The organism is Micromonospora sp. NPDC085948 (assembly GCF_040686315.1).
Taxonomy (GTDB): Bacteria; Actinomycetota; Actinomycetes; order Mycobacteriales; family Micromonosporaceae; genus Micromonospora.
The window spans coordinates 1-22,363 of record NZ_JBFBJW010000015.1; the positions used below are offsets into that span (position 1 = coordinate 1).

General features: G+C 72.2%; 22 protein-coding genes. 14 read left to right on the plus strand and 8 right to left on the minus strand.

The window, feature by feature from the left end:
* Positions 1-177 precede the first annotated feature (177 nt).
* The 4 genes from rfbA to AB0O48_RS28315 all read left to right on the plus strand — a co-directional run bounded on the left by rfbA (position 178) and on the right by AB0O48_RS28315 (position 3,409).
* Complete coding sequence (gene rfbA, locus AB0O48_RS28300; RefSeq protein WP_357249630.1) at positions 178-1,068, plus strand: glucose-1-phosphate thymidylyltransferase RfbA; 891 nt, start codon at positions 178-180, stop codon at positions 1,066-1,068.
* A complete protein-coding gene (rfbC, locus tag AB0O48_RS28305; protein ID WP_357249627.1) occupies positions 1,065-1,688 on the plus strand; it encodes a dTDP-4-dehydrorhamnose 3,5-epimerase in 624 nt (207 codons plus the stop codon). Before rfbA ends, rfbC begins: the two co-directional genes overlap by 4 nt.
* A 68-nt stretch (positions 1,689-1,756) precedes the next feature.
* The gene (gene pafA / locus AB0O48_RS28310) at positions 1,757-3,115 is read left to right on the plus strand and encodes a Pup--protein ligase (RefSeq protein ID WP_357249624.1); all 1,359 of its coding nucleotides are present in this window, start codon (positions 1,757-1,759) and stop codon (positions 3,113-3,115) included.
* A gap of 99 nt (positions 3,116-3,214) precedes the next feature.
* The gene (locus AB0O48_RS28315; RefSeq protein WP_357249621.1) at positions 3,215-3,409 is read left to right on the plus strand and encodes a hypothetical protein; all 195 of its coding nucleotides are present in this window, start codon (positions 3,215-3,217) and stop codon (positions 3,407-3,409) included.
* Positions 3,410-3,533: 124 nt separating this feature from the next.
* On the opposite strand, the gene AB0O48_RS28320 is transcribed toward AB0O48_RS28315, so the two are convergent.
* Both AB0O48_RS28320 and AB0O48_RS28325 read right to left on the minus strand, forming a co-directional pair.
* Positions 3,534-4,619, minus strand: a complete 1,086-nt coding sequence (locus tag AB0O48_RS28320; protein WP_357572845.1) for a DUF3866 family protein — start codon at positions 4,617-4,619, stop codon at positions 3,534-3,536.
* Positions 4,620-4,680: 61 nt separating this feature from the next.
* Entirely contained in the window at positions 4,681-5,706 is a 1,026-nt protein-coding gene (locus tag AB0O48_RS28325; protein WP_357249616.1) for a cation diffusion facilitator family transporter, read from the minus strand.
* Positions 5,707-5,823: 117 nt separating this feature from the next.
* Here AB0O48_RS28325 and AB0O48_RS28330 point away from each other — a divergent pair, with 117 nt between their 5' ends.
* The 6 genes from AB0O48_RS28330 (at position 5,824) to AB0O48_RS28355 (ending at position 10,672) form a co-directional block, all read left to right on the plus strand.
* Entirely contained in the window at positions 5,824-6,822 is a 999-nt protein-coding gene (locus AB0O48_RS28330; RefSeq protein ID WP_357572850.1) for a WYL domain-containing protein, read from the plus strand.
* The gene (locus AB0O48_RS28335) at positions 6,819-7,874 is read left to right on the plus strand and encodes a YafY family protein (protein ID WP_357572844.1); all 1,056 of its coding nucleotides are present in this window, start codon (positions 6,819-6,821) and stop codon (positions 7,872-7,874) included. Before AB0O48_RS28330 ends, AB0O48_RS28335 begins: the two co-directional genes overlap by 4 nt.
* Before the next feature lie 10 nt (positions 7,875-7,884).
* Complete coding sequence (locus tag AB0O48_RS28340; protein ID WP_357249610.1) at positions 7,885-8,130, plus strand: hypothetical protein; 246 nt, start codon at positions 7,885-7,887, stop codon at positions 8,128-8,130.
* Between the two features lie 170 nt (positions 8,131-8,300).
* Positions 8,301-8,615 carry a Sec-independent protein translocase subunit TatA gene (tatA, locus tag AB0O48_RS28345; protein WP_355031473.1) on the plus strand — a complete coding sequence of 105 codons (315 nt, stop codon included), beginning with the start codon at positions 8,301-8,303 and terminating at the stop codon, positions 8,613-8,615.
* 18 nt (positions 8,616-8,633) lie between these two features.
* On the plus strand, positions 8,634-9,587 hold the full coding sequence (gene tatC, locus AB0O48_RS28350) for a twin-arginine translocase subunit TatC (protein WP_357249606.1): 954 nt from the start codon (positions 8,634-8,636) through the stop codon (positions 9,585-9,587).
* Positions 9,588-9,730: 143 nt separating this feature from the next.
* The gene (locus AB0O48_RS28355; RefSeq protein WP_357249705.1) at positions 9,731-10,672 is read left to right on the plus strand and encodes a diacylglycerol kinase family protein; all 942 of its coding nucleotides are present in this window, start codon (positions 9,731-9,733) and stop codon (positions 10,670-10,672) included.
* Here AB0O48_RS28355 and AB0O48_RS28360 read toward each other — a convergent pair.
* The gene (locus AB0O48_RS28360; protein WP_357572843.1) at positions 10,635-11,552 is read right to left on the minus strand and encodes an EamA family transporter; all 918 of its coding nucleotides are present in this window, start codon (positions 11,550-11,552) and stop codon (positions 10,635-10,637) included. The two genes, AB0O48_RS28355 and AB0O48_RS28360, sit on opposite strands and share 38 nt — an antisense overlap.
* A 123-nt stretch (positions 11,553-11,675) precedes the next feature.
* On the opposite strand from AB0O48_RS28360, the gene AB0O48_RS28365 reads away from it, so the two are divergent.
* Positions 11,676-11,984 (plus strand): hypothetical protein, encoded by a 309-nt coding sequence (locus AB0O48_RS28365; protein ID WP_357249601.1) that lies wholly within the window; start codon positions 11,676-11,678, stop codon positions 11,982-11,984.
* Positions 11,981-12,376: a PIN domain-containing protein gene (locus AB0O48_RS28370; RefSeq protein WP_357249598.1), complete on the plus strand. Its 396-nt coding sequence runs from the start codon at positions 11,981-11,983 to the stop codon at positions 12,374-12,376. Before AB0O48_RS28365 ends, AB0O48_RS28370 begins: the two co-directional genes overlap by 4 nt.
* A gap of 11 nt (positions 12,377-12,387) precedes the next feature.
* On the opposite strand, the gene AB0O48_RS28375 is transcribed toward AB0O48_RS28370, so the two are convergent.
* Positions 12,388-13,155 carry an HAD-IA family hydrolase gene (locus tag AB0O48_RS28375; protein ID WP_357249595.1) on the minus strand — a complete coding sequence of 256 codons (768 nt, stop codon included), beginning with the start codon at positions 13,153-13,155 and terminating at the stop codon, positions 12,388-12,390.
* A gap of 86 nt (positions 13,156-13,241) precedes the next feature.
* On the opposite strand from AB0O48_RS28375, the gene AB0O48_RS28380 reads away from it, so the two are divergent.
* Both AB0O48_RS28380 and AB0O48_RS28385 read left to right on the plus strand, forming a co-directional pair.
* A complete protein-coding gene (locus AB0O48_RS28380) occupies positions 13,242-16,034 on the plus strand; it encodes a DEAD/DEAH box helicase (RefSeq protein ID WP_357249592.1) in 2,793 nt (930 codons plus the stop codon).
* Positions 16,035-16,199: 165 nt separating this feature from the next.
* Entirely contained in the window at positions 16,200-17,087 is an 888-nt protein-coding gene (locus AB0O48_RS28385) for an MHYT domain-containing protein (protein ID WP_357249589.1), read from the plus strand.
* A gap of 27 nt (positions 17,088-17,114) precedes the next feature.
* Here the strand turns inward: AB0O48_RS28385 and AB0O48_RS28390 are convergent, their stop codons facing one another.
* The 4 genes from AB0O48_RS28390 to AB0O48_RS28405 all read right to left on the minus strand — a co-directional run bounded on the left by AB0O48_RS28390 (position 17,115) and on the right by AB0O48_RS28405 (position 21,723).
* A complete protein-coding gene (locus AB0O48_RS28390) occupies positions 17,115-17,972 on the minus strand; it encodes an endonuclease/exonuclease/phosphatase family protein (RefSeq protein WP_357572842.1) in 858 nt (285 codons plus the stop codon).
* Between the two features lie 105 nt (positions 17,973-18,077).
* The gene (locus AB0O48_RS28395) at positions 18,078-19,016 is read right to left on the minus strand and encodes a superoxide dismutase (RefSeq protein ID WP_357572841.1); all 939 of its coding nucleotides are present in this window, start codon (positions 19,014-19,016) and stop codon (positions 18,078-18,080) included.
* A 161-nt stretch (positions 19,017-19,177) separates the two neighbouring features.
* Positions 19,178-21,514, minus strand: coding sequence for a beta-L-arabinofuranosidase domain-containing protein (locus tag AB0O48_RS28400; protein ID WP_357572840.1), 2,337 nt, complete (start codon positions 21,512-21,514; stop codon positions 19,178-19,180).
* Between the two features lie 38 nt (positions 21,515-21,552).
* Complete coding sequence (locus tag AB0O48_RS28405; protein WP_357249579.1) at positions 21,553-21,723, minus strand: hypothetical protein; 171 nt, start codon at positions 21,721-21,723, stop codon at positions 21,553-21,555.
* Between the last annotated feature and the right edge of the window lie 640 nt (positions 21,724-22,363).

Below are 22,363 nucleotides of genomic sequence, written 5' to 3' on the forward strand. Positions count from 1 at the left end.
GCCGTCGGCACTGCCGAGGGGCTTGCCCAGCAGCAGGCGAACGTACTCCGACCCGATGAATCCGGCTCCGCCGGTGACGAGGATCCTCACGGGTCGGGAAGTGTACGCGAAGTTGGGTGCCCTGCGCGGGGCGCGACCCCCCCGCACATCCTGCTTCTGTGCCGCTAGGCTGCCCCGGTGCGTGGAATCCTACTTGCCGGCGGCACCGGTTCTCGGCTCTGGCCGATCACCCGTGCGGTGTCTAAGCAGCTGATGCCGGTCTTCGACAAGCCGATGGTCTACTACCCGCTCTCCACCCTGGTGATGTCCGGGGTGCGGGAGATCCTGGTGATCACGACCCCGGACGACCAGGACCAGTTCCGTCGGCTGCTCGGCGACGGCAGCCAGTTCGGGCTGCGGCTGGAGTACGTCAGCCAGGAGCGCCCGGAGGGCATCGCGCAGGCCTTCATCCTCGGGGCGGACTTCATCGGCACGGAGTCGGTGGCGCTGATCCTCGGCGACAACATCTTCCACGGTGGTGGTCTGGGCCGGCAGCTCGCGGCCCACGGCGACCCGGTCGGCGGGCGGGTCTTCGCCTACCAGGTGGCCAACCCGCAGGAATACGGTGTGGTCGACTTCGACGACGCCGGTCGGGTGCTCTCGATCGAGGAGAAGCCGGCCCTGCCGAAGTCCCGCTACGCGGTGCCCGGCCTGTACTTCTACGACAACCGGGTCGTGGACATCGCCCGCAAGCTCACCCCGAGCGCCCGCGGCGAGCTGGAGATCACGGCGGTCAACGAGGTGTACCGGGAGACCGGGGAGCTGTCGGTGACGGTGCTGGATCGGGGCACCGCCTGGCTGGACACGGGCACGTTCGCCTCCATGATGCAGGCGGCCGAGTTCGTCCGGGTGGTCGAGGAGCGGCAGGGCCTGAAGATCGGTTGTGTCGAGGAGGTGGCCTGGCGGGCCGGCCTGATCGACGACGACCAGCTGCGCGCGTTGGCCGCGCCGTTGACCAAGAGCGGTTACGGCGACTACCTGCTCGGTCTGCTCGCTGAGCCGAGCGGCCGCCAGGGGGTGGCCTGGTGAAGATCCGGGAGCTGAGCATCGAGGGCGCCTGGGAGATCACCCCCCAGCAGCACGGCGACTCGCGCGGCATGTTCATGGAGTGGTACCGCTTCGACAAGCTCGCCGACGTGGTGGGGCATCCGCTGCGGCTGGCCCAGGCCAATCTGTCGGTCTCCGCCCGTGGCGTGGTGCGCGGCATCCACTTCGCCGACGTTCCGCCGGGGCAGGCCAAGTACGTCACCTGCGTGCGCGGTGCGGTCCTCGACGTCATCGTGGACCTGCGGGTGGGCTCGCCGACCTTCGGCCGTTGGGAGGGCGTCCGGCTGGACGACACCGACCGTCGGGCGGTCTACCTCAGCGAGGGGCTGGGGCACGGTTTCTGCGCGCTCACCGACGACGCCACGTTGAGCTATCTCTGCTCGGCCAGCTACAACCCGACGGGTGAGCACGCGGTGCACCCGCTGGACGAGGAGCTGGGCATCGAGTGGCCCGCCGACGTTCCGTTGCTGTCCGCGCGGGACGACGCGGCGCCGACCCTCGCTCAGGCCCGCGAGAGCGGCCTGCTTCCGGAGTACGACAACTGCCGGCGGTTCGTGGCGAGCCTCGGTCCGGACGGAATGTCGCACTCAACCGGTATGTGACCACCCCCGGGGCACGACCTGTGGTGTGACAGTGACGAACCGGGCCTCCGGGCGGCTAATGTCACACCATGGAGCGGCGAATCTTCGGCCTCGAGACCGAGTACGGCGTCACCTGCACCTATCGCGGGCAGCGGCGGCTGTCCCCGGACGAGGTCGCGCGGTATCTGTTCCGTCGCGTGGTGTCCTGGGGTCGGTCGAGCAACGTCTTTCTGCGTAATGGAGCCCGGCTCTACCTGGACGTCGGGTCGCATCCGGAGTACGCGACACCGGAGTGCGACTCGGTGACCGATCTCGTCGCCCACGACCGGGCTGGCGAGCGGATCCTGGAGGGCCTGCTCGTCGACGCGGAGAAGCGGCTGCACGACGAGGGCATCGCGGGTGAGATCTACCTGTTCAAGAACAACACCGACTCGGCCGGTAACTCGTACGGCTGCCACGAGAACTACCTGGTCTCCCGGCACGGGGAGTTCGGCCGGCTGGCCGACGTACTCATCCCGTTCCTGGTCACCCGGCAGTTGATCTGCGGGGCCGGCAAGGTCCTGCAAACCCCGCGCGGCGCGGTCTACTGCCTGTCGCAGCGGGCCGAACACATCTGGGAGGGCGTCTCCTCGGCGACCACCCGCAGCCGTCCGATCATCAACACCCGTGACGAGCCGCACGCCGACGCCGAGCGCTACCGGCGGCTGCACGTCATCGTCGGCGACTCCAACATGAACGAGGTCACCACGCTGCTCAAGGTCGGCACCGCCGACATCGTGCTGCGGATGATCGAGGCCGGGGTGGTGATGCGCGACCTGTCCCTGGAGAACCCGATCCGGGCGATCCGGGAGGTGTCGCACGACATCACCGGCCGGCGCAAGGTGCGGCTGGCCAACGGCAAGGAGGTCAGCGCCCTGGACATCCAGCAGGAGTACCTGTCCAAGGCGACCGAGTTCGTCGAGCGGCGCGGCGGCGACCAGGCCGCCAAGCGGGTCGTCGAGCTGTGGGGCCGGGTGCTCAGCGCGGTGGAGACCGGTGACCTGGAGCCGGTCTCGCGGGAGATCGACTGGGTCAGCAAGCTGCGGCTGATCGAGCGCTACCAGCGCAAGCACGACCTGCCGCTGTCGCACCCCCGGGTGGCGCAGATGGATCTGGCCTACCACGACGTGCGTCGCGGTCGCGGCCTCTACGGTCTGCTGGAACGGCGTGGCGAGGTCGACCGGGTGGCCACCGACCCGGAGATCTTCGAGGCCAAGGAGACCCCGCCGCAGACCACCCGGGCCCGGCTGCGCGGCGAGTTCATCCGGCACGCCCAGGAGAAGCGGCGGGACTTCACCGTGGACTGGGTGCACCTGAAGCTCAACGACCAGGCGCAGCGCACCGTGCTCTGCAAGGACCCGTTCCGGGCGTACGACGAGCGGGTGGAGCGGCTGATCGCCAGCATGTGACGGGTCTGCCGGCCCCGGCGGTGGTGTCCGCCGACGGGGCCGGCCTACCGGTGGGCGCACCGGCGCGGGCGGCGCGGTGGCCGCTAAGCTGGGTCCGCCATGACGACTTCTGGACCTTCCGACCGCCCTGAGCGCGGCGCCGAGCGGCAGAACTGGGTCGAACGCCGGCGGGAGAAGATCCGCGCCGAGGTCGACCGTAACCGCCGTGGTGAATACACCGTGCCGACGTGGGTGCTGGCGCTGGCGCTGGTGCTCATCGTCGGCGGCTGGCTAACCCTGGTCTTCCTGGCCTAACCCCACCCCACCCCACTCCACCCCGCAATGCTCGCGTTGATCATGGGGTTATTGCCCTGACACGCGAGGCGGCGGGCAATAACCCCATGATCAACGGGGCGGAGGACGGCCGGAGGGCGGGCGGTTAGGGCAGCAGGGTGGCGGCGTGGCGGCCTGCCGCGGCGGCGGCCAGGAAGTACGCGTGGTCGGCGTCGAGACCACGGCCCATCGTGGACAGCGGCACGGCGCTGGCGCGCAGCGCGGCGTCGAGACCGGCGGTGGGCACCCGGACGATCCGGTGCCGGGCGGCGAGGGGGGCCAACGACGCGTCCACCTCGGCCGCGAGGGCCGGGTCCAGGTCGTCGGGCACCACCAGCTCCGCCGGGGCGAGGGCCACCCGGCCGTACGCGGTGAGGCTGTGGTGGGACACGCCCCGGTGCCGGGGGCGGGGGTCGGCGTCGGAGATCCGCAGGGAGCCGACCGGCCGTCCACCCAGGGTGGCGATCGCGTTGACCGCCTCACCGACGGCGACACCGGAGAACCCCCACCGGGTGCCGGTGCCCAGGTTGCCGGGCCCCTGGGCGACGATGGCCAGGTCGGCGTCGAGCACGTGCCGGGCGGCGAGCAGGCCACCGTGCAACGTGGTCGCCTCCAGGTCGCCGCCGAAGGACTGTCCGACGGTGATCGTGCCGGCCAGGTCGGCGCGCAGCCCGGCGAGGGTGCGGGAGAACCAGGCGGGCAGGGCCCCACCATCGGTGAGCAGGTACGCCACCCGCGCCTGCGGGAGGTCGGCCCGGATGCCGGCCAGGATCGCCGGCAGCGCCGAGTGCAGATCGGCGGTGACCACCGGCAGGCCGCCGAGGTCGTCCGCGTCGGCGAGTACCGCGCGGTGCGGGGACGCCTCCTCGTCGACGCCGAGCAGGATCGGCTGCAACGGCGTGTAGCGGGCCTTGACCAGGTGCCCGGCGTCGCGGGTGTCGCCGACCTCCGGCGGGTCCGGCGGCAGTCGGTCCGGCAGGGCCACCACCAGGGCGTACCCGCCGGTGCCCAAACCCATCAGCAGCGCGCCGGCGTTGAGCAGCACCCGGTCGCCGGGCTCGGGTGTGCCGACCAGCTCCGGGTAGGCCAGCGCCCGCATGCGCGTGCCGTCGGGCAGGTCGACGTCGAGTTCCACCGCCCCGGTCCACTGCCGTCGCAGCGTCGCCACCGTCCCCGTACGCCATCGCACCATGACGGGCACGCTAGCCGCGCGGACCCGACGGCCCGCGCCCGGGTACGGCGGTGGTGGCGGATCAGGCCGGTTCGGGGCCGCCGGCGTCCGGGGTCGGCCCGGCCTGGGTGTGTCGGGCGGTGCCGGTGGCCCCCGGCAGTGAGCGGGTGGGGTCGAGAAAGACGAAGCGAATCTCCGGGTACCGCTCGGTGAGCTGTCGCTCGGCCTCGTCGGCGGTGGCCTCGATCTGCGCGCCGGTGGCCTCGTCGCGGAAGTCGACCTTCGCGGCGACCAGGATGTCCTGCGGGCCGAGTTGCATGGTCAACAGGGTGTCGATGCGCTCCACCTCGGGCAGTCCGGCCAGGTCCTGCTCGATCTCGCGGCGCAACCGCTCCGGTACGGCCCGACCGACCAGCAGCGACAGGTTGTTGCCGGCGAGGATCCCGGCGACCGTCAGTAGCAGCAGCCCGATCAGGATCGACGCGACGCCGTCCCACACCTCGTCGCCGGTGGCGTGCGACAGGCCGACGCCGGCCCCGGCGAGCAGCAGACCGATGAGCGCCGCGCTGTCCTCCAGGAAGACCGCCTTGACGGTGGTGTCGGCGGTCAGCCGCAGGAACCGCCGCGGCGTGGTGTGCCAGCGCCGCGCCTCGCGGCGGACCTGCCGTACCGCCCGGGCCAGGGAGATCGACTCGATGACGAACGACACCGCCAGGACGATGTACGAGACCAGGTAGTCGCCGCTGTGCTCGTGCACCAGGATCGTGGTGACGCCGTGGGTGACGGCGAAGCCGGCCCCGGCGACGAAGGTGAACATCGCGGCGAAGAACGCCCAGACGTAGCTCTCCTTGCCGTACCCGAAGGGGTGTCGCTGGTCGGCCGGCCGGGCGCCCCGGCGCAGCGCCTGGAAGAGCAGCACCTCGGTGGTGGTGTCGGCGACCGAGTGGGCGGCCTCGGACAGCATCGCGGCCGATCCGGAGATCAGCCCGGCGATCAGTTTGGCGATCGCGATGGCGAGGTTGGCGACACCCGCGACGACCACCGTGCCGACGCTTTCGCTCTCCGGCCTGGCCTCCGCCTGCGACATCCTGTCCTCCGCTTGCGACATGAGGATCACCCTATGACCGGAAACGGCGAGGCGCTGGGGGAGGCCGGATCCGAACAAGTGTGCGGCACGCCCGCGTGGGTGCACGTCGCGGGCGTGTCGGCTGCTAGCGTCTACCGGGTGTCGCGGACCCGCACCGAACGCCTGGTCAACCTGGTGATCTGTCTGCTGTCCACGCGACGGTTCCTGACCGCCGCGCAGATCGCCGCGACCGTGCCCGGCTACGAGCACGACCCGGACGACGCGCGTGACCACGAGGCGTTCCAACGCAAGTTCGAGCGGGACAAGGCCGAGCTGCGTGAGCTGGGTGTGCCACTGGAGACGGGCACGGCGAGCGCCTTCGACGCCGAGCCGGGTTATCGGATCGCCCACCGCGAGTACGCGCTGCCCGACATCCTGCTGGAGCCCGACGAGGCTGCCGCGGTGGGCATCGCCGCCCGGCTGTGGCAGCACGCCGGGCTGGCCGCCGCCGCGTCGTCCGGGCTGGCCAAGCTGCGCGCCGCCGGGGTGGACGTGGATCCGCAGGCCACCCTGGGCCTGGAGCCGATGGTGACCGTCGATCCGGCGTTCGCGCCGCTGACGGCCGCGGCCCGGGACCGCCGCGAGGTCGGGTTCGACTACCGGGTGCCCGACCGGGACGCGCCCAGCCGGCGGCGGCTGCAACCGTGGGGCGTGGTCTGCTGGCGCGGCCGGTGGTATGTGGTCGGCCACGACCTGGACCGGGCGGCGACCCGCTGCTTCCGGCTGTCCCGGGTGGTCGGCGCGGTCCGGGTGACGGGCGTGCCCGGCGCGTACCAGCCGCCGCCGAACGTCGACCTGATCAGCCACGTGGCCCGCTGGTCGGGTCCGGTGGAGCGCACCGGCCGGGCCACCGTGCTGGCCGCTGCGGGCCGGGCCGCCGGGCTGCGCCGCTGGGCCGTGCAGGTGACGACCGGGCCGGACGGCGACCGCCTGGTCCTGCCGTACGCGGACCCGGACGGGTTGGCCGGCCACCTCGTCGGCTACGGCCCGGACGTGCGGGTGCTCGACCCACCGGAGGTCCGCGACGCGGTCATCCAACGACTCAAGGAGATCGCCGTCCGGCACGACGAACTGGCCGTCACCGGCGGTGCCCGGTGACCCGCCCGGCTGCCCGGGGCGGTTCCCGCACGTCCGCCGACCGGCTGGCCCGCCTGCTCAACCTGGTGCCCTACCTGTTGGCCCGACCCGGCATCGAGATCGCCGAGGCGGCCGGTGACCTGGGTGTCACCGAGCGCCAACTGCGGGAGGACCTGGAGTTGCTCTGGGTGTGCGGGCTGCCCGGTTATGGTCCCGGTGACCTGATCGACATGGCGTTCGACGGTGATCGGGTGACGATCACCTACGACGCCGGCATCGACAGGCCTCTGCGGCTCACCCCGGACGAGGCCCTCGCGCTGGTGGTGGCGTTGCGGATGCTCGCCGAGACGCCCGGGGTGGCCAACCGCGAGGCCGTCGAACGGGCCCTGGCCAAGATCGAGGACGCCGGTGACCTGGTGGGTGCGCCGGTGGCGGTCCGGCTGCCCGGCGACACCCGGCGGGTCGAGGCGCTGCGGGCCGCCGTGGAGGGCGGCCGGGCGCTGCGGATCACCTACTACACCGCCGCCCGGGACGAGACCACCGACCGCGTCATCGACCCCCTGCGGATGCTGATGGTCGGCGGCCGGGCCTACGTGGAGGCGTGGTGCCGGCGCGCGGAGGCGGTCCGCCTGTTCCGGGCCGACCGGATCGACGCGATCACCGAGCTGCCCGAGCCGGCCACCGTCCCGCCGCAGGCCGTTCCGCACGACCTCACCGAGGGTGTCTTCCGCCCCTCGCCGGACCTGCCGCTGATCACGCTGCGCATCGGCCGGAGCGAGCGGTGGATCACCGAATATTATCCGTGCGAGCGGGTCGAGGCCGGTGACGGCGACCAGTGGCTGGTCTCCCTGCGGGTCACCGACCTGGGGTGGGCCCGCCGGTTCGTGCTGGGCCTCGGCCCGGACGCCGTCGTGGTCGCCCCGGCCGAGCTGGCCGAGCAGGTCCGAGCGGCGGCGGCCGCCGCGTTGGACGCCTACGCGGTGCCCGCCCCCGCGGCCGAGCTTCGGGTGCCCGAGGTCGACGCGACGAGCGCGCCGGCGGGCGACCCGGCGGTGGCCGGCCGCACCCAGTAGGCTGACCGCCGTGCTGATCTGGATCGTGCTCGCGGTGGTGCTGCTCCCGCTCGTGGCGCTCGTGCTGGCCGTACGCCCGGTGCTGACCCGGCTGCCTCGGCTGCGCCGCGCCGCGGTGGCGTTGCAGCGACGGGCCGCCGAGGCCGAGGCGCTGCGGGAGACCGCCGAGGTGTTGCAGCAGCGCGCCGAGGATGTCCAACGCCAGCTCGACACCACGTCCCAACGGCTCGCGGTGATCAAGGCCAAGCGGGGCTGATCGCGCCCCGCCGGGCTGGGTGCCCGGCGGCGGTTGACGGATCATCGCGCGTTGGTCAAGACTTCACCCTTCGGGTCGAACCACCCCCACCCGGCGGGTGTCAGGCAGCCGATCCGCACGTACGATGGGCTGCGTACCACCCCTCGGACACAGACCGACTGGAGCTTCTCATGGGTGCCCTCAAGCCGTGGCACATCGCTGTTCTCGTGGTTGTGCTGATCCTGCTCTTCGGGGCGAAGCGGCTTCCCGACGCTGCTCGTTCGCTGGGTCGGTCGCTGCGGATCATCAAGGCCGAGACCAAGAGCCTGCAGGACGACGACCGCGACCTCGCCGAGAAGGCCGACGCGCAGGCTGGCTACCAGCCGTTGCCGCCGCACGCCGGGCAGCAGGCGCCGTACGCCGGGCAGCCGCAGCAGGCGCCGTACCAGCAGGCGCCGACGCAGCAGCCGGTCGTCGACCCGGTGCACCGCGTCCGCGACAACTGACCGAAGGGCCCCACCACCGTGGCCTTCGCACTGCGCAAACGCGGCCCCAAGGCGTTCGAGCGGGCCGCCGATGGCTCGATGACACTCATCGAGCACGTCCGCGAGCTGCGTAATCGTCTGTTCCGCGCATCGTTGGCGATCATGCTCGGCTTCGGCGTGGGCATCTGGCTGGCGAAGCCGGTCCGGATCCTGTTGTCGGAGCCGTACTGCAGCCTCGACGCCTCGCTCGACCCGGTCACCGGGAAGTGCAAGTTCGTCCAGCTCGGTGTCGCGGACGTCTTCCTGCTGAACCTGAAGATCGGTCTGTGGGTGGGCCTGATCATCGCGGCGCCCATCTGGCTCTACCAGCTGTGGGCGTTCATCGCGCCGGGCCTGCACCGGCACGAGCGGCGTTACGCGTACATCTTCACGGCTCTCGCCGCGCCGCTGTTCGCGGCCGGCGCGGTCCTGGCCTTCTTCGTCACCACCAAGGGCCTCGAGTTCCTGCTGAACGTGTCCGGCGACGACATCGCGACGAATCTGGAAGTCACCCGGTACATCTCGTTCGTCACCAACCTGATCCTGCTGTTCGGTGTGGCGTTCGAGTTCCCGCTGATCGTGCTGATGCTCAACTTCGTCGGCCTGGCCAGCGCGAAACGGCTGCTCAGCTGGTGGCGGGTGGCGATCTTCGTGTTCTTCGCCTTCTCCGCCGTGGTCACCCCCACCCCGGATCCGTTCGGGATGACCGCTCTGGCGCTCTGCCTCACCGCGCTCTACTTCGCCGCGGTCGGGGTCGCGTTCATCAACGACCGGCGACGGGGGCGGGGCAAGGAGATCTACGCCGGCATCGACGACGACGAGGTGTCGCCGTTGGAGTTCGACAAGGACCCGGTCGTGGCCGGGCAGCGGGTCGACTCGGCCGCGCCGATCGGCGTACCCGAGCCGGTCGCCGCACCGGCACCGATCGAGCGTCGCTACGACGACATGACCTGACGGCCCCGCGCCGCCCGGTCAGCCGACGCCGTCCCCGTTCCCCGGGGGCGGCGTCGCCGCGTTACCGGTGGTGTCCGCGCCTGCCCCCGGAAAACGGTGGGTGTCCGACCGGTACGGTGCTGCCCGTGACCGCAGACGATCACCTGCCCGGCCCGCCCGCCGGTGCCCCGGCCGACCGCGCCCCGCTCCCCGGTGGCCCCGTGGCGGTGCTCGCCAACCCGACCGCCGGTCGGGGGCGGCACCGGGCCCTGCTGCCCCGGCTGTTGGACGGGCTGGCCGCCGCCGGCCGTCCGGTCCGCGTGCTGTCGGCGGTCAGTCCGGGCGAGGCGGAGGCCGCCTGTCGTGCCGCCGTCGCCGACGGCATCGGTGCGCTTGTCGCGATCGGTGGGGACGGCACCGTGCACCGGGCGATGCAGGCGGTCGCCGGCACCGCCGTGCCGTTCGGTCCGGTGCCGGCGGGGACCGGCAACGACTTCGCCCTCGACACCGGGTTCCCCGCCGACCCGGTGGCGGCGGTGCAGGTGATCGCGTCCGCGTTGCGGGCCGGCCGGACCCACGTCGTCGATCTGGCCCGGATGACCGGGGCTGACGGCGCCGAGCGGTGGTTCGGGGCGGTCCTGGCGGCGGGGTTCGACGCGATCGTCAACGAGCGGGCCAACCGGATGCGCTGGCCGCGCGGACCCCGCCGGTACGACCTGGCGATCCTGGTGGAGTTGGCCCGGCTGCGGCCCCGCCGCTACACGCTGCGCCTCGACGGGGTGCCGCACGACCTCGACGCGGTGCTGGTGGCGGTGGGCAACTGCCCGACGTACGGGGGCGGAATGCGGATCTGTCCCGCCGCCGACCCGACCGACGGGCTGCTGGACGTGGTGGTGGCGGGGCGGGTCAACCGCCGGACGCTGGTCCGGGTGAAGCCGCGCATCTACCAGGGCACGCACGTGAGCCATCCCCTGGTGACCAGTTACCGGGCCCGCACCGTGGAGCTGGCCGCCGACGGGATCGTCACGTACGCCGACGGGGAACGTTCCCTGGAGCTGCCGGTGACGATCAGCGCCGTTCCGGGCGCCGTGCGGCTGCTGCGTTGACCCGTACCGCTCCGATGCTGGCCGCGATGACCAGCACGATGGCGGCGCACTCCAGCAGGGTGAGGGCCTGCCGCAGCACCAGCCACCCGGCGAGCGTGGCGACGGCCGGGCCGAGGCTCATCAGCACCGCGAACGTGGCGGTCGACATCCGTCGCAGCGCCAGCAGCTCCAGGGTGTACGGCAGCCCGGAGGCGAGCACCGCGAGGACGGCGCCGAGCGCCAGCACCGGCGGGTCGAGCAGGACCGCGCCGCCGTCGACGATGCCCAACGGCAGGGTGACGAGCGCGGCGACGGTCAGCGCCAGGGCCAGCCCGTCCGCGCCCGGGAACCGGCCGCCGACCCGGGCGCTCAGCACGATGTACGCGGCCCACATGGTGCCCGCGCCGAACGCGAAGGCCACCCCGGCCGGGTTGAGCCGGTCGAAGCCGCTCTGCCCGAGCAGCGCCACCCCGGCCAGGGCGAGTCCCGCCCAGCCCCAGCTGGCCAGTCGTCGGGCGCTGAACACCGACAGCGCCAGCGGGCCGAGCACCTCGAGCGTCACCGTCGGCCCCAGTGGGATGCGTTCGATGGCCTGGTAGAACAGCGAGTTCATGCCGGCCAGCGCCAGCCCGAACGCGCCCGCCGCGAGCCAGGCCGACCGGTCGTACCCGCGCAGTCGGGGCCGGCACACCATGAGCAGCAGCACCGCCGAAATGGTCAGCCGCAGGGTCACCGCGCCGGCCACCCCGGTACGCGGGAAGAGCAGCGCGGCCACGGCGGACCCGAACTGCACCGACAGCGCCCCGCCCAGGACGAGCCCCACGGCGACGACGCCGCCGCGCCGGGCCGGTGGCGTGTCGGCCGGCGTGGGCGTGGGCAGCAGCGTCTCGGTCACGCGCACGACGGTAGCGGTCGGTTCCGGCTCCCTCGCGGCGGTGTCGACCTGCCGAAATGCGAACCCCGGCGGGGCCGACACGGCCGTTCCTGGTCGCCAACGCGGTGCTACCGGCGTACGGTTCCTGGTATGACCAGCGCGATGCGGAAGCTGTCGATCTCCGTGCCACCCGACGTGGCGGAGCGCCTGGAGCGCGAGTCCAACGCCAGCGCCTACATCACCCGGGCCGTCCGGGACCGGATGCGGTTGGACGCCTTGGACGCGGAGTTGGCCCACCAGGGCATTCCCATCACCGAGCAGGGTGTGGCCGAGGCGCGCGCCCGCCGTGCCGCCGTGGAGGCCGACTGGTCCCCGGAGCGCCGCGGCGCGCTTCGGGAGCGGGCCCGCCAGCACGCGCGGGACGCCGCCGCCGGCACGCGCGAACAACCGGCGGCGTGAGCACCGAGGACGACCGACCGGTCCGGCTCGTGCTGGACCGGTCGGCTCTGCTGGCGTACCTGGCGGGGTCGGTGCATGTCGGGGAGCCGCTGCACGAGGTCATCCAGGACCGCAACAGGTTCGGCGTCACCGCCGTGACCGCGGCGGAGACGCTGGCGATCGTCAGTGACCCGAAGGAACGGGCGACCCTGCACCGGCTGCTGAGCCTGGACGCCTGCGAGGTGCTCTCGACCGAGGGGCACTCCTGGCACGAACTCAGCTTCTGGCGCACGGTGACGGGCCGCGCCGATCTGGCCACCACGGCGCTGGCCGTCCTCGAGCACGATGCCTCGATCCTCACCGGGGAGGACCGGTACGGCGACGAGCTACCGGTGATTCACATTCCGGCCTGACGACGTGCGGGTCAGCCCGGCAGGGCGAGGTCGAGCACCGCGCCCAGCCCGTTCTCCCGACCCGGGTCGGCGGTGGGGAGCACCAGCACCGCGCAGCCGGCCGCCACCGCGCCCGCGTCCGCCGGGGTGTCACCGACCATCAGTGTCTGCTCCGGGTCGACGCCGAGCATCCCGCAGGCCCGCCAGAAGATGGCCGGGTCGGGTTTGCAGCGCCCCACCTCGTACGACAGCACGAACGCGTCGACCAGGTCGGTCAGCCCCCAGGTGTCGAAGTGCGGTCGTACGTCGAAGCCGATGTTGCTGACCACCGCCACGGGCACTCCGGCGGCGCGCAGCGCGGTCAGTGTCGGCGCGGTGTCCGGGTACGGCAGCCAGCCCTCGGCGGTCAGCAGCCGGTCGTAGAGGGCGTCGGCGAAGCCCTCGATGCCGGCGTCGACGGTCTCGGCCAGCCCGGTGTACGCGCCTCGGTGGGCGTGCTGGTAGAGGTCCCGGTCGGCCCACAGTTCGGCCAGCCGGGGTGGCACCCGCGCAGGCAGTGGGCCGCCGGCACGCCCCGCGGTCAGCAGCCGGTCGGCCAGCGAGGTGGCGCGGACCCGGTCCAGGGTGACCCCGCACGCCGCCGCGGCCGCCAGCACCCACTGCCGGGGCTCCTCGACCTGGGCCAGGGTGCCGTGGAAGTCGAAGAGCACCGCCTTGACGGGCCGTCGGGACGCCCGGGGGGCGTCGGTCTCGGGGCTGACCGGCGGACGAGTCTGGGGCGGTTCGGCATGGTCCGGCACGCCGTGCACCCTACCGACCGCCTCGGATGGCCCAACGGGTCGGCCTTGTCGGGTGTCCCGTCCCGGCACGCACTAATCTTGGTGCCATGTCGAGCCCCGCCGAGCGGTACGCAGCGGCGCGCCGCCGGGCCGCACAGGCCGCAGAGTTTCCGGCGCTGGACGAGTTCGCCCTCGATCTGGGGTTCGACCTCGACGATTTCCAGCGGGAGGCGTGTCAGTCACTGGAGCGGGGCAGCGGGGTGCTGGTCTGCGCCCCCACCGGAGCCGGTAAGACCGTGGTGGGGGAGTTCGCGGTCCACCTGGCGTTGCGCGGGCGGCCCGACGACCCGGTGCCCGGCGACGAGCCGCCGGCCCGGCGCAAGTGCTTCTACACCACGCCGATCAAGGCGCTGTCCAACCAGAAGTACCACGACCTGGTCGCCCGGTACGGCGTCGAGCAGGTCGGCCTGTTGACCGGCGACAACGCGATAAACGGCGACGCGCCGGTGGTGGTGATGACCACCGAGGTGCTGCGCAACATGCTCTACGCGGGCTCCAGCACCCTGCAGGGTCTGGCGTACGTGGTGATGGACGAGGTGCACTACCTGGCCGACCGGTTCCGTGGCGGGGTGTGGGAAGAGGTGATCATCCACCTGCCCGCCTCGGTCACCCTGGTCTCGTTGTCGGCGACCGTGTCCAACGCCGAGGAGTTCGCCGACTGGCTGGTCACCGTGCGCGGCGAGACCGCGGTGGTGGTCAGTGAGCACCGACCGGTGCCGTTGTGGCAGCACATGCTGGTCGGCAAGCGGATGTTCGACCTGTTCCACGACGCCGACGCCGCCCGCAAGCACGACGTGCACCCGGAGTTGCTGCGCTACACCCGGGACCAGGTACGCCGCCTGGAGTTGGGGGAGGGGCGCAGCGCCGGACCGGGCTCCGGTCGACGTGGCCCCCGGTGGCGGGGCCCGATGCGCCCGGACATCGTCGACCGGCTGGACCGGGAGGGGCTGCTGCCGGCGATCCTGTTCATCTTCAGCCGGGCCGGCTGCGCAGCCGCGGTGCAGCAGTGCCTCGCCGCCGGTCTGCGGCTCACCTCGGCGGAGGAGCGGGCCGAGATCCGGCGGGTGGTCGAGTCGCGGGTGACCGCGATCCCCGGCGAGGACCTGACGGTGCTGGGCTACTGGGAGTGGCTCGACGGCCTGGAGCGCGGCCTGGCCGCCCACCACGCCGGCATGCTGCCGGTGTTCAAGGAGATCGTCGAGGAGTTGTTCGTCCGTGGTCTGGTGAAGGCGGTCTTCGCCACCGAGACCCTGGCGTTGGGCATCAACATGCCGGCCCGCTGCGTGGTCCTGGAACGGCTGGTCAAGTACAACGGCGAGGCGCACGTCGACCTGACCCCGGGGGAGTACACGCAGCTCACCGGTCGGGCCGGCCGCCGGGGCATCGACGTGGAGGGGCACGCCGTCGTGGTGTGGTCCCCGGAGACCGACCCACGGCACGTGGCCGGGCTCGCGTCCACCCGCACGTACCCGCTGCGCTCCAGCTTCCGTCCGTCGTACAACATGGCGGTGAACCTGGTCGGCACGGTCGGCGCGGAGCCGGCCCGGGCGCTGCTGGAGTCCTCGTTCGCCCAGTTCCAGGCGGACCGGTCGGTGGTCGGTCTGGCCCGGCAGGTGCAGCGCAACACCGAGACCATCGAGGCGTACGGCGCGGAGGCCGCCTGCCACCACGGCGACTTCGACGAGTACTTCGCGTTGCGGGTGGCGATCGCGGACCGGGAGAAGGCGATCGCCCGGCAGGGTCAGACCCAGCGCAAGGCCGCCGCGGTGGCGTCGCTGGAGCGGCTGCGGATCGGCGACGTGATCCGGGTGCCGTCGGGTCGGCGGGCCGGGCTGGCCGTCGTCCTGGACCCGGCGACCGGCGGGTTCGGTGAGCCCCGGCCGCTGGTGCTCACCCAGGACCGGTGGGCCGGGCGGGTCAGCCCCGGCGACTTCACCACGCCGGCCGAGGTGCTGGCCCGGATCCGGGTGCCCAAGCACTTCAACCACCGTTCACCGGGTGCCCGGCGGGATCTCGCCGCAGAGGTCAGCGGCACCGGCCTGGACCGGCACGGCGGCCGGCGGGGTGGCCGTTCCCGGCAGGCGGCCGGCGACGATCACCAGATCGCCCAGCTCCGCACCGAGCTGCGTCACCACCCCTGCCACGCCTGCCCGGAGCGGGAGGACCACGCCCGCTGGGCGGAGCGCCGGCGGCGACTGGAGCGCGACACCGAGGAGTTGCGCGAGCGCGTCTCCGGGCGGACGGGGTCCCTGGCGCGGACCTTCGACCGGATCGTGGCGCTGTTGACCGACCGCGGTTACCTCGCTCGCGACGGCGCGGTCACCGACGCCGGTCGGATGCTCGGTCGGATCTGGACCGAGGCGGACCTGCTGGTCGCCGAGTGCCTGCGCCGGGGGGTGTGGAACGGCCTGTCCCCGGCCGAGTTGGCCGCCGCGGTGTCGGTGGTGGTCTTCGAGGCGCGTCGCGACGTCGACGAGCGGGCGTCGTTGCCGCGGGGGCCGGTGGCCGACGCGGTGGACGAGACGGTGAAGCTCTGGGGCGAGATCGAGGCCGACGAGGCGGCCCGCGGGCTGACCGCGACCCGGGAGCCGGATCTGGGCTTCGCCTGGCCGGTCTACCGGTGGGCCCGGGGCGAGGCGCTGGCCAAGGTGCTCGGCAGTGGTCACGAGATCGACGGCGAGATGCCCGCCGGTGACTTCGTCCGGTGGGCGCGGCAGGTGGTCGATCTGCTCGGTCAGCTCGCCGACTCCGGCGGCGCCTCGCCGGAGTTGCGGTCCACCGCCCGGCAGGCGATCGCGGCCGTCAACCGGGGCGTCCTGGCGTACCACACCTCCACCTGACCGTCACTTTCAGTAACGATCGCCGACGAATCGGCGCTTCGGACAGTCACCGCGACAGCACCCCCCGAATAGCTTGGGGGGCACTGTTGCGCCTGATCACGCCACCCCTGATCATTGCCGAGCGCCTTTGTTGACGCGCCGGTAACGATCGGGGAGAAGACCGCTGTGGCGGACATCAATCACTTTGAGTACGGGTGGATCACGCCCGCGTTGAGTTACGCGCTGTCCGTGCTCGGTTCGGTCCTCGGGCTGGTGTGCGCGGGGCGCATCCGTACCGCGCGCACGGCCGGCCAGCGGGCCTGGTGGGGCCTGCTGGCGGCCTGGGCGCTGGGCGGCACCGCCATCTGGGCGATGCACTTCATGGCCATGCTGGGCTTCGCCGTCGAGGGCACCCGGATCCGCTACGACGTGCCGCTGACCGCGGCGAGCACGGCCATCGCCGTGGTGGCGGTCGGTATCGGCCTGGCCATCGTGGGCACCGGTCGGTTGAATCCGGTACGCCTGGTCGCCGGTGGCATCTTCACCGGCGCCGGGGTGGCCTCCATGCACTACACCGGCATGGCGGCGATGCGCCTCAACGGCAGCCTCGGCTACGACTCCGTCCGGGTCGTGCTCTCGGTGGTCATCGCTGTCGTGGCGTCCACCGTCGCGCTGTGGCTCGCGATGACCGTCCGCCGAGGGCTGGCGGTCTTCGCCTCCGCGCTGGTCATGGGCATCGCCGTGAACGGGATGCACTTCACCGGGATGAGCGCCCTGTCGGTGCACCGGCACGAACGCGTGGGCGGGGTGACCGGCGCCCAGGTGAGCACCCTGCTGGTGCCGATCATGGTGGCGGTGATCTTCGGCGTGGTCGGTCTGCTCTACGCCCTGCTCGCCGCCCCGACCGACGACGACCGGGCCGCCGCCGCGTACCTCGATGGGCGACGGGTCCCGGAGCCGGCTGCCGCGGTGCCGCCCGCCGCCGCTCCGGACCCGGTCGGGTTGCGCGCCCGCTCCACCCTCGGTCAGCCGGGCACCCCGTTCCCGTCCCGCCGGGACACCCCACCCCGCTGATCGGGGCGCGGCACGGCCGATGCGGGGTCAGGTCGTCGGCCGGCCGCCGTCGATCCGGAGGGTGGCCAGCAGCCCGGGGTGGTCGGTCGTCCCGTGCATCGGCACCGACCTGCGGCAGCAGAGGCCCACGTCGGTCGTCGCCACGACGTGTTGCCGCGCGCCGTCGTCGATCCGCTGGTGACCGGGCGGTACGCAGGAGCGCACGTCGGGGTCGCCGCCGGCGCGCAGGTTGAGGTCGCCGCTCAGCAGGACGGGCACGTACCCGCTCCGCCGACGGATCGGCGGCAGGATCGTGTCGAGCAGGTGGCGGCACTGGGTGAGCGCGACCGCGTAGCCGGTGGCCGCCAGATGTGTGGTGCAGGCGAGCAGGACCGCGTCGACGTCGACGCAGAGCCAGGCTCGTTCCTCGGGGTCCGCGAGGTCCTGTGTCGGGTGGATCCCGCGGTACACGGCGCGCGCGGTGTCCGGCGCCCGCGCCCGCGTCAGCAGTCCCACGCCGTACGGTTGGCCGTTGCGGCACCGCGTGTCGCCTCCGCTGGGGCGGTCACCGGCGGCCTGGAACGCGGAGACGACCCGCCGCCCGGTGTGCACCGTCGCGAACACCCGCTCCAGGACGGCCACGTCGTCCCGGCAGATCTCGTTGAGGGTGACCAGGTCGGGTGCCTCGGTGCTGATCACCTCGGTGGCCCGGTGCAGGGATCGGCCGCTGAAACACCCGGCGCGGCCGCTGTTGCAGAGGTTCATCTGGAGCACCCGCAGGACCGTCGGCCCGGTGCGGTCCTGCGGGCTGGCCGGCGGCGGCCCGGCGGGCAGTGCGGCGGCGGCGAGCAGACAGCCGACGGCCAGGGCGCGACGCAGAAGGCGGTGCGAGCGGGGGTCGGCCACGCGGGCTCCGGGTGCAGAGGGCGGCAGTCGTCGCCGAGGTGCCCGTGATCCTACTGACGGCCGGCCGAGGGGGCACCCGCGGTGCGCGTACCCCCTCGGTCCACCTCAGCGGGCGCGGACCGCGACGACGGTGTACGGCGTGGTCGGGGTCGGTGGCGTGGTGAAGCGGCCGTTGGGCAGGTAGAGCCGGCCCAACGCCTCGGCGACGGTGGTGGGCACGTCGAAGTTCGGGTCGGTGATGGTGCCGGTGACCGTGCCCCTGGTGCCCGCGTGGTTGAGCGTGGCCACCGCGATCTGGTTGAGGCTGTTCTGCACGACGTAGAGCGTGCGCCCGCGCAGCAGCAGCCCGTCGCCGTTGGTGAAGGTGTAGCCGGGCACGTCCACGACGGTGGTCGCGCCGGTCGCCGGGTCGACCCGGTACAGCGTCCCGGTGTTGGACTGCACGACGATCAGCGCACTGCCGTCCGGTGTGGTGGTGATGCCGTTGAGGTTCACGCCGGTGCCGACCTGCTCGTACGCCCCGGTCAGGGGGATGGTGGTGAACGTGTCGGCGGGCGGCAGGGCGCCGCCACGACCGAGCGGCAGCCGGTAGAGCACCGGCCGGTTGGAGTCGGTGAAGTACGCGGCGTCGCGGGTCAGGATGACGTCGTTGACGAACGTCGGGGTGGTGGCGAACTGGTAGCGCGCCAGCACCTCACCGGTGCGGGTGTCGAGCACGCGGGCGTCGCCGGCGGTGCCCCCGGCGACGAAGAGCCGGCCGCGCGGGTCGATCTTGAGGCCGAGCGACGGGGTGCCGGTGGGTGCGCCGATCGCGGTACCCCGGCCGGTGACCAGGTCGACGCGCTGGATGGCGCCGGTGGCGCGGGAGCCGAAATACGCGTACCGGCCGGCGGTGGCAATGCCCTCGGGTGCGAAACCGTCGGGCAGGGCGAGGACGGTGGGCAGATGCCCGGCGGGGTGTGCCTGCGCGGGCGCGACGGCGACGCAGGTCAGGAGGGCGGCGGTCAGGGCACCGCCGAGCGCGGCCCGAAGAGGTCGGTTCACTGTGCTCCTTCCGGGCGGACCGCGGCACGAGCCGACAGATCCACCACGATCACTGGGGCCAGGACCCTGCCACTGTACGACCGCCGCCGCCCGCTCGCCCGGCGTCGCCGGCGCGGTCCTCGGGGTGACCGCGCCGGCGCGCCGGCGAGCTGGGCGGATCGTCAGGCGTTGCGGACCAGCCGCCAGCGGTTGTCCGCGCTGCCGTTGTCCGAATCCTGCACCGCCTGCGCTCCCATCGCGGTCGACCCGTTCAGGATGGCGAGCAGCTTGTTGCTGTTGACGTTGCGGATCTTGTAGGTCCCGTCGCCGTTGTCGACGAGGATCCACCGGTGGTCGGCGGTGCCGTTGTCCGCCCACTGCAGGACCCGGGCGTTGTCGGCGGTGGACATGTTCTCCACACCCAGCACCTTGTTGCTGTGGGCGTTGCGGAACCGGACCGCGTTGCCGTCGGTCACGACCACCCAGTTGTGGTCGGCGGTGCCGCTGTCGCTCCACTGCACGGCCAGACCACCGTCGGCGGTGGACATGTTCTGCACGCCGAGGACCAGCCCGGTGCCGACGTTGACCAGGCGGTAGCTGCCGGTGGGGCCACCGCCGCTGCCGCTGGTGTTCCAGTAGACCGTGTAGTTGTAGCCGTGGGCGTCGTAGAAGGGGGCGAGGTTCACCGTGGACCCGTTGGCGCTGGCGGTGAACGCGAGCGAGCTGGTGCTGGTCCGGGTGATCGAGGAGACGGTGAGGGTGGGCAGGGTGCTCAGGGCCGTGTTGCCGTAGTTGCCGGCCAGCACCGTGGGGCCGTACGTGACCGCTCCGACGTTGGCGTTGTCGTTGGCGGCCTTGATGGCGACCTGCATGGGCAGCCGTACGGTGATGGTGTCGCCCGCGGCCCAGGTGCGCGTGACCGTGGCGTAGCTGCCCGGGGTGGCGGTGACGTTCTCCACCGTGCCGTTGACGGTGATCGTCGCGCCGCTGGTCCAGGACGGGATCCGCACCCGGATGCTCCAGGAGCCGCTCATCGAGCCGGACAGGGTCAGCGTGGTGGTGTCACTGACCGGGAAGCTGGTGGTCTGGGTGACCGTGATGCCGCGCTGGGTCCAGTTCAGCACCGACGGCGTGAACAGGTTCACGCTCAGCGTCGTGCCGTTGTAGAAGTAGATGGAGTCCATCAACCTCGTGTTGATCTCCAGGCCGGTGCCCTGGCAGCACCAGAACGAGTTGTAGTCGGTGCTCCAGGTGCCGCCACCCCACGCCGGGCCCACACCCCGACGGCCACCCGGTCGCAGCGGGGTGAAGTAGGTGATGTGGCCGCGGCTGTCGGCCGAGTTCTGTCCGCCGATCAGGTGGTTCATCAGCGCGCGCTCGTAGTAGTCGAAGTAGTCTGCTCGGTTCGGGTCGAGCAGCCACAGTTCCCGGGTCAGTTTGAGCATGTTGTACGTGTTGCACTGCTCGCACGTGTCGTTGGTGAGGTAGCCGGCGATCGCGTTCGGCGGCCGGAAGTGCTCGGCCTGGCTGTTGCCGCCGATGACGTAGGTGTGCGCGCCGACGGTGATGTTCCACGCGTTGCTGGCGATGCTCCGGTAACGGGTGGTCCCGGTGGCCTTGAACTCCCGGGCCGCGCCGATCCACTTGGGCACCTGCGTGTTGGCGTGCTTGCCGTTGAGCTGGTCCTGGCCGGAGGCCAGCGGGTCGAAGATGCCGGCGTGGTCGAACCGCTGTGCGGTGGCGAGCCACCGGCTGTCGCCGGTCATCTGGTAGATGTCGGCGAGCACGTCGTTCATGCCCCCGAACTCGGTGCCCAGCATCGACTGCATCTGGCTGTAGCTGAGCCGCGACGTCCGGGTGTCGACCCAGCCGGCGAGGGACAGCAGGACCGTACGGGCCTGCGTGTTGCCGATGTAGCGCCAGACGTCGAGCAGCCCGGCGAGGGTCTTGTGGATGCAGTAGTAGGGCACGTTGCCGTTGGACAGCGTCCGTGCCTCGAGCGCGCTGAAGTCGGACTCCGGGAAGCCGGAGAGGTAGCCCGCGCCGAAGCCGGCGGCACCGTTGTTCGCCTGGCACTTGGCCAACTCGGCGACCATGTAGTTGGCCTTGTCCCGGCAGGTGGTGTCGCCCAGCACCGCGTACGCGTACGCCCACGCGCTCAGGAAGTGGCCCTGCATGTGGGTCCGGAACGGGAAGTTCGGCGCGTCCCAGCCTCCGTTGGTGGCGGCGCCGTTCGTGGACAGCCGGTGGTTGGCGCGGAAGTTGTAGAGCATCCGGTCGACGTCGACGAACCGCAGGTAGTTGAGCGTCCGCGACTGGTTGTCCATCCAACGGCCGGAGGTCAGCCGCACCTGACCGAGGTCGAACGCGTACGCCGAGACGCCGATGTCCGCCCGGGCCGGCGGGACCACGGCGGCCGCGGCGCTGCCGGCGACGAGGGTGCTGCCGGCCGCGGAGACCACCGCGGTGGCACCGGCGGCCTGAAGGAGGTGGCGGCGGCTGAGGGGCAGGGATGGCATGGGAACCTCCGGGAAGATTCGGTACGGGGACGGGTGCGCTACGGGGTGGTGCGAACGGTGGCGTGCTGGCGGTCGGCGGCGTGTGAGCTGCCGCGGTGCGCGTCGGTGCTGGCGGTCGGCGGCGCGGCGACAGCGGCGCTCGGAAGACTCGGTGCGCCGCTGGCGGTGGACCGAGCGTCCTGGGTGAACGTGCGTCGAGTCAGCGGCACGGTAGGCGACCTTTCCGAGGCGCGGGACGGGTGTGGTGGCCGCCCGAGCGGTGGTCGGGGGCCGGCTGGTGGCGGCGCATCGATGGCGGCGGGTCGTCAGCGGAAAACACGCACGGCGGGTGCGATGGTGGTGGAGCAGGGTCGCCGTGGACGCGATGGGCTGCCCGGAGGCCTATCGCGGCACATCGATGTGATCGCTAACATAGTTGGTCGTTAACACGCCCGCAACCCCCGAGTGCACCGCGCCGATCGCCTCGCCGCCTCGGCCCGGTGGCAGCACGCCGTGACCCCTGGTCGGCGCCGGTCGAGGGGATCGCCGTCGGTCCGGAATGGACGCGGATGGGGCTTCTGACCACCAGAAGATAACAGCGCGTAACGGGCAGCCGATGCCGGCGGGCGGTGACCGCCCCGTTGACGTCGGCTGCACGGCTCAGTACGTTGCATCGTAAATCTTGGATGTCGTCGTCGCTACATCCTTGCGGCGATGTCGTTACGACGGGCGCTCCGCATCGCCCAAAAGTCCAGGTCAACCGCCGAGGAAGGCATCGACCAAGATCTGTTAGCGCTAACACGGGTGCCGCCCGTGCTCCGTCCCACGCGCACGGTGCAGCTCGTTCGACCGGCAACCCGGATGGCGGTG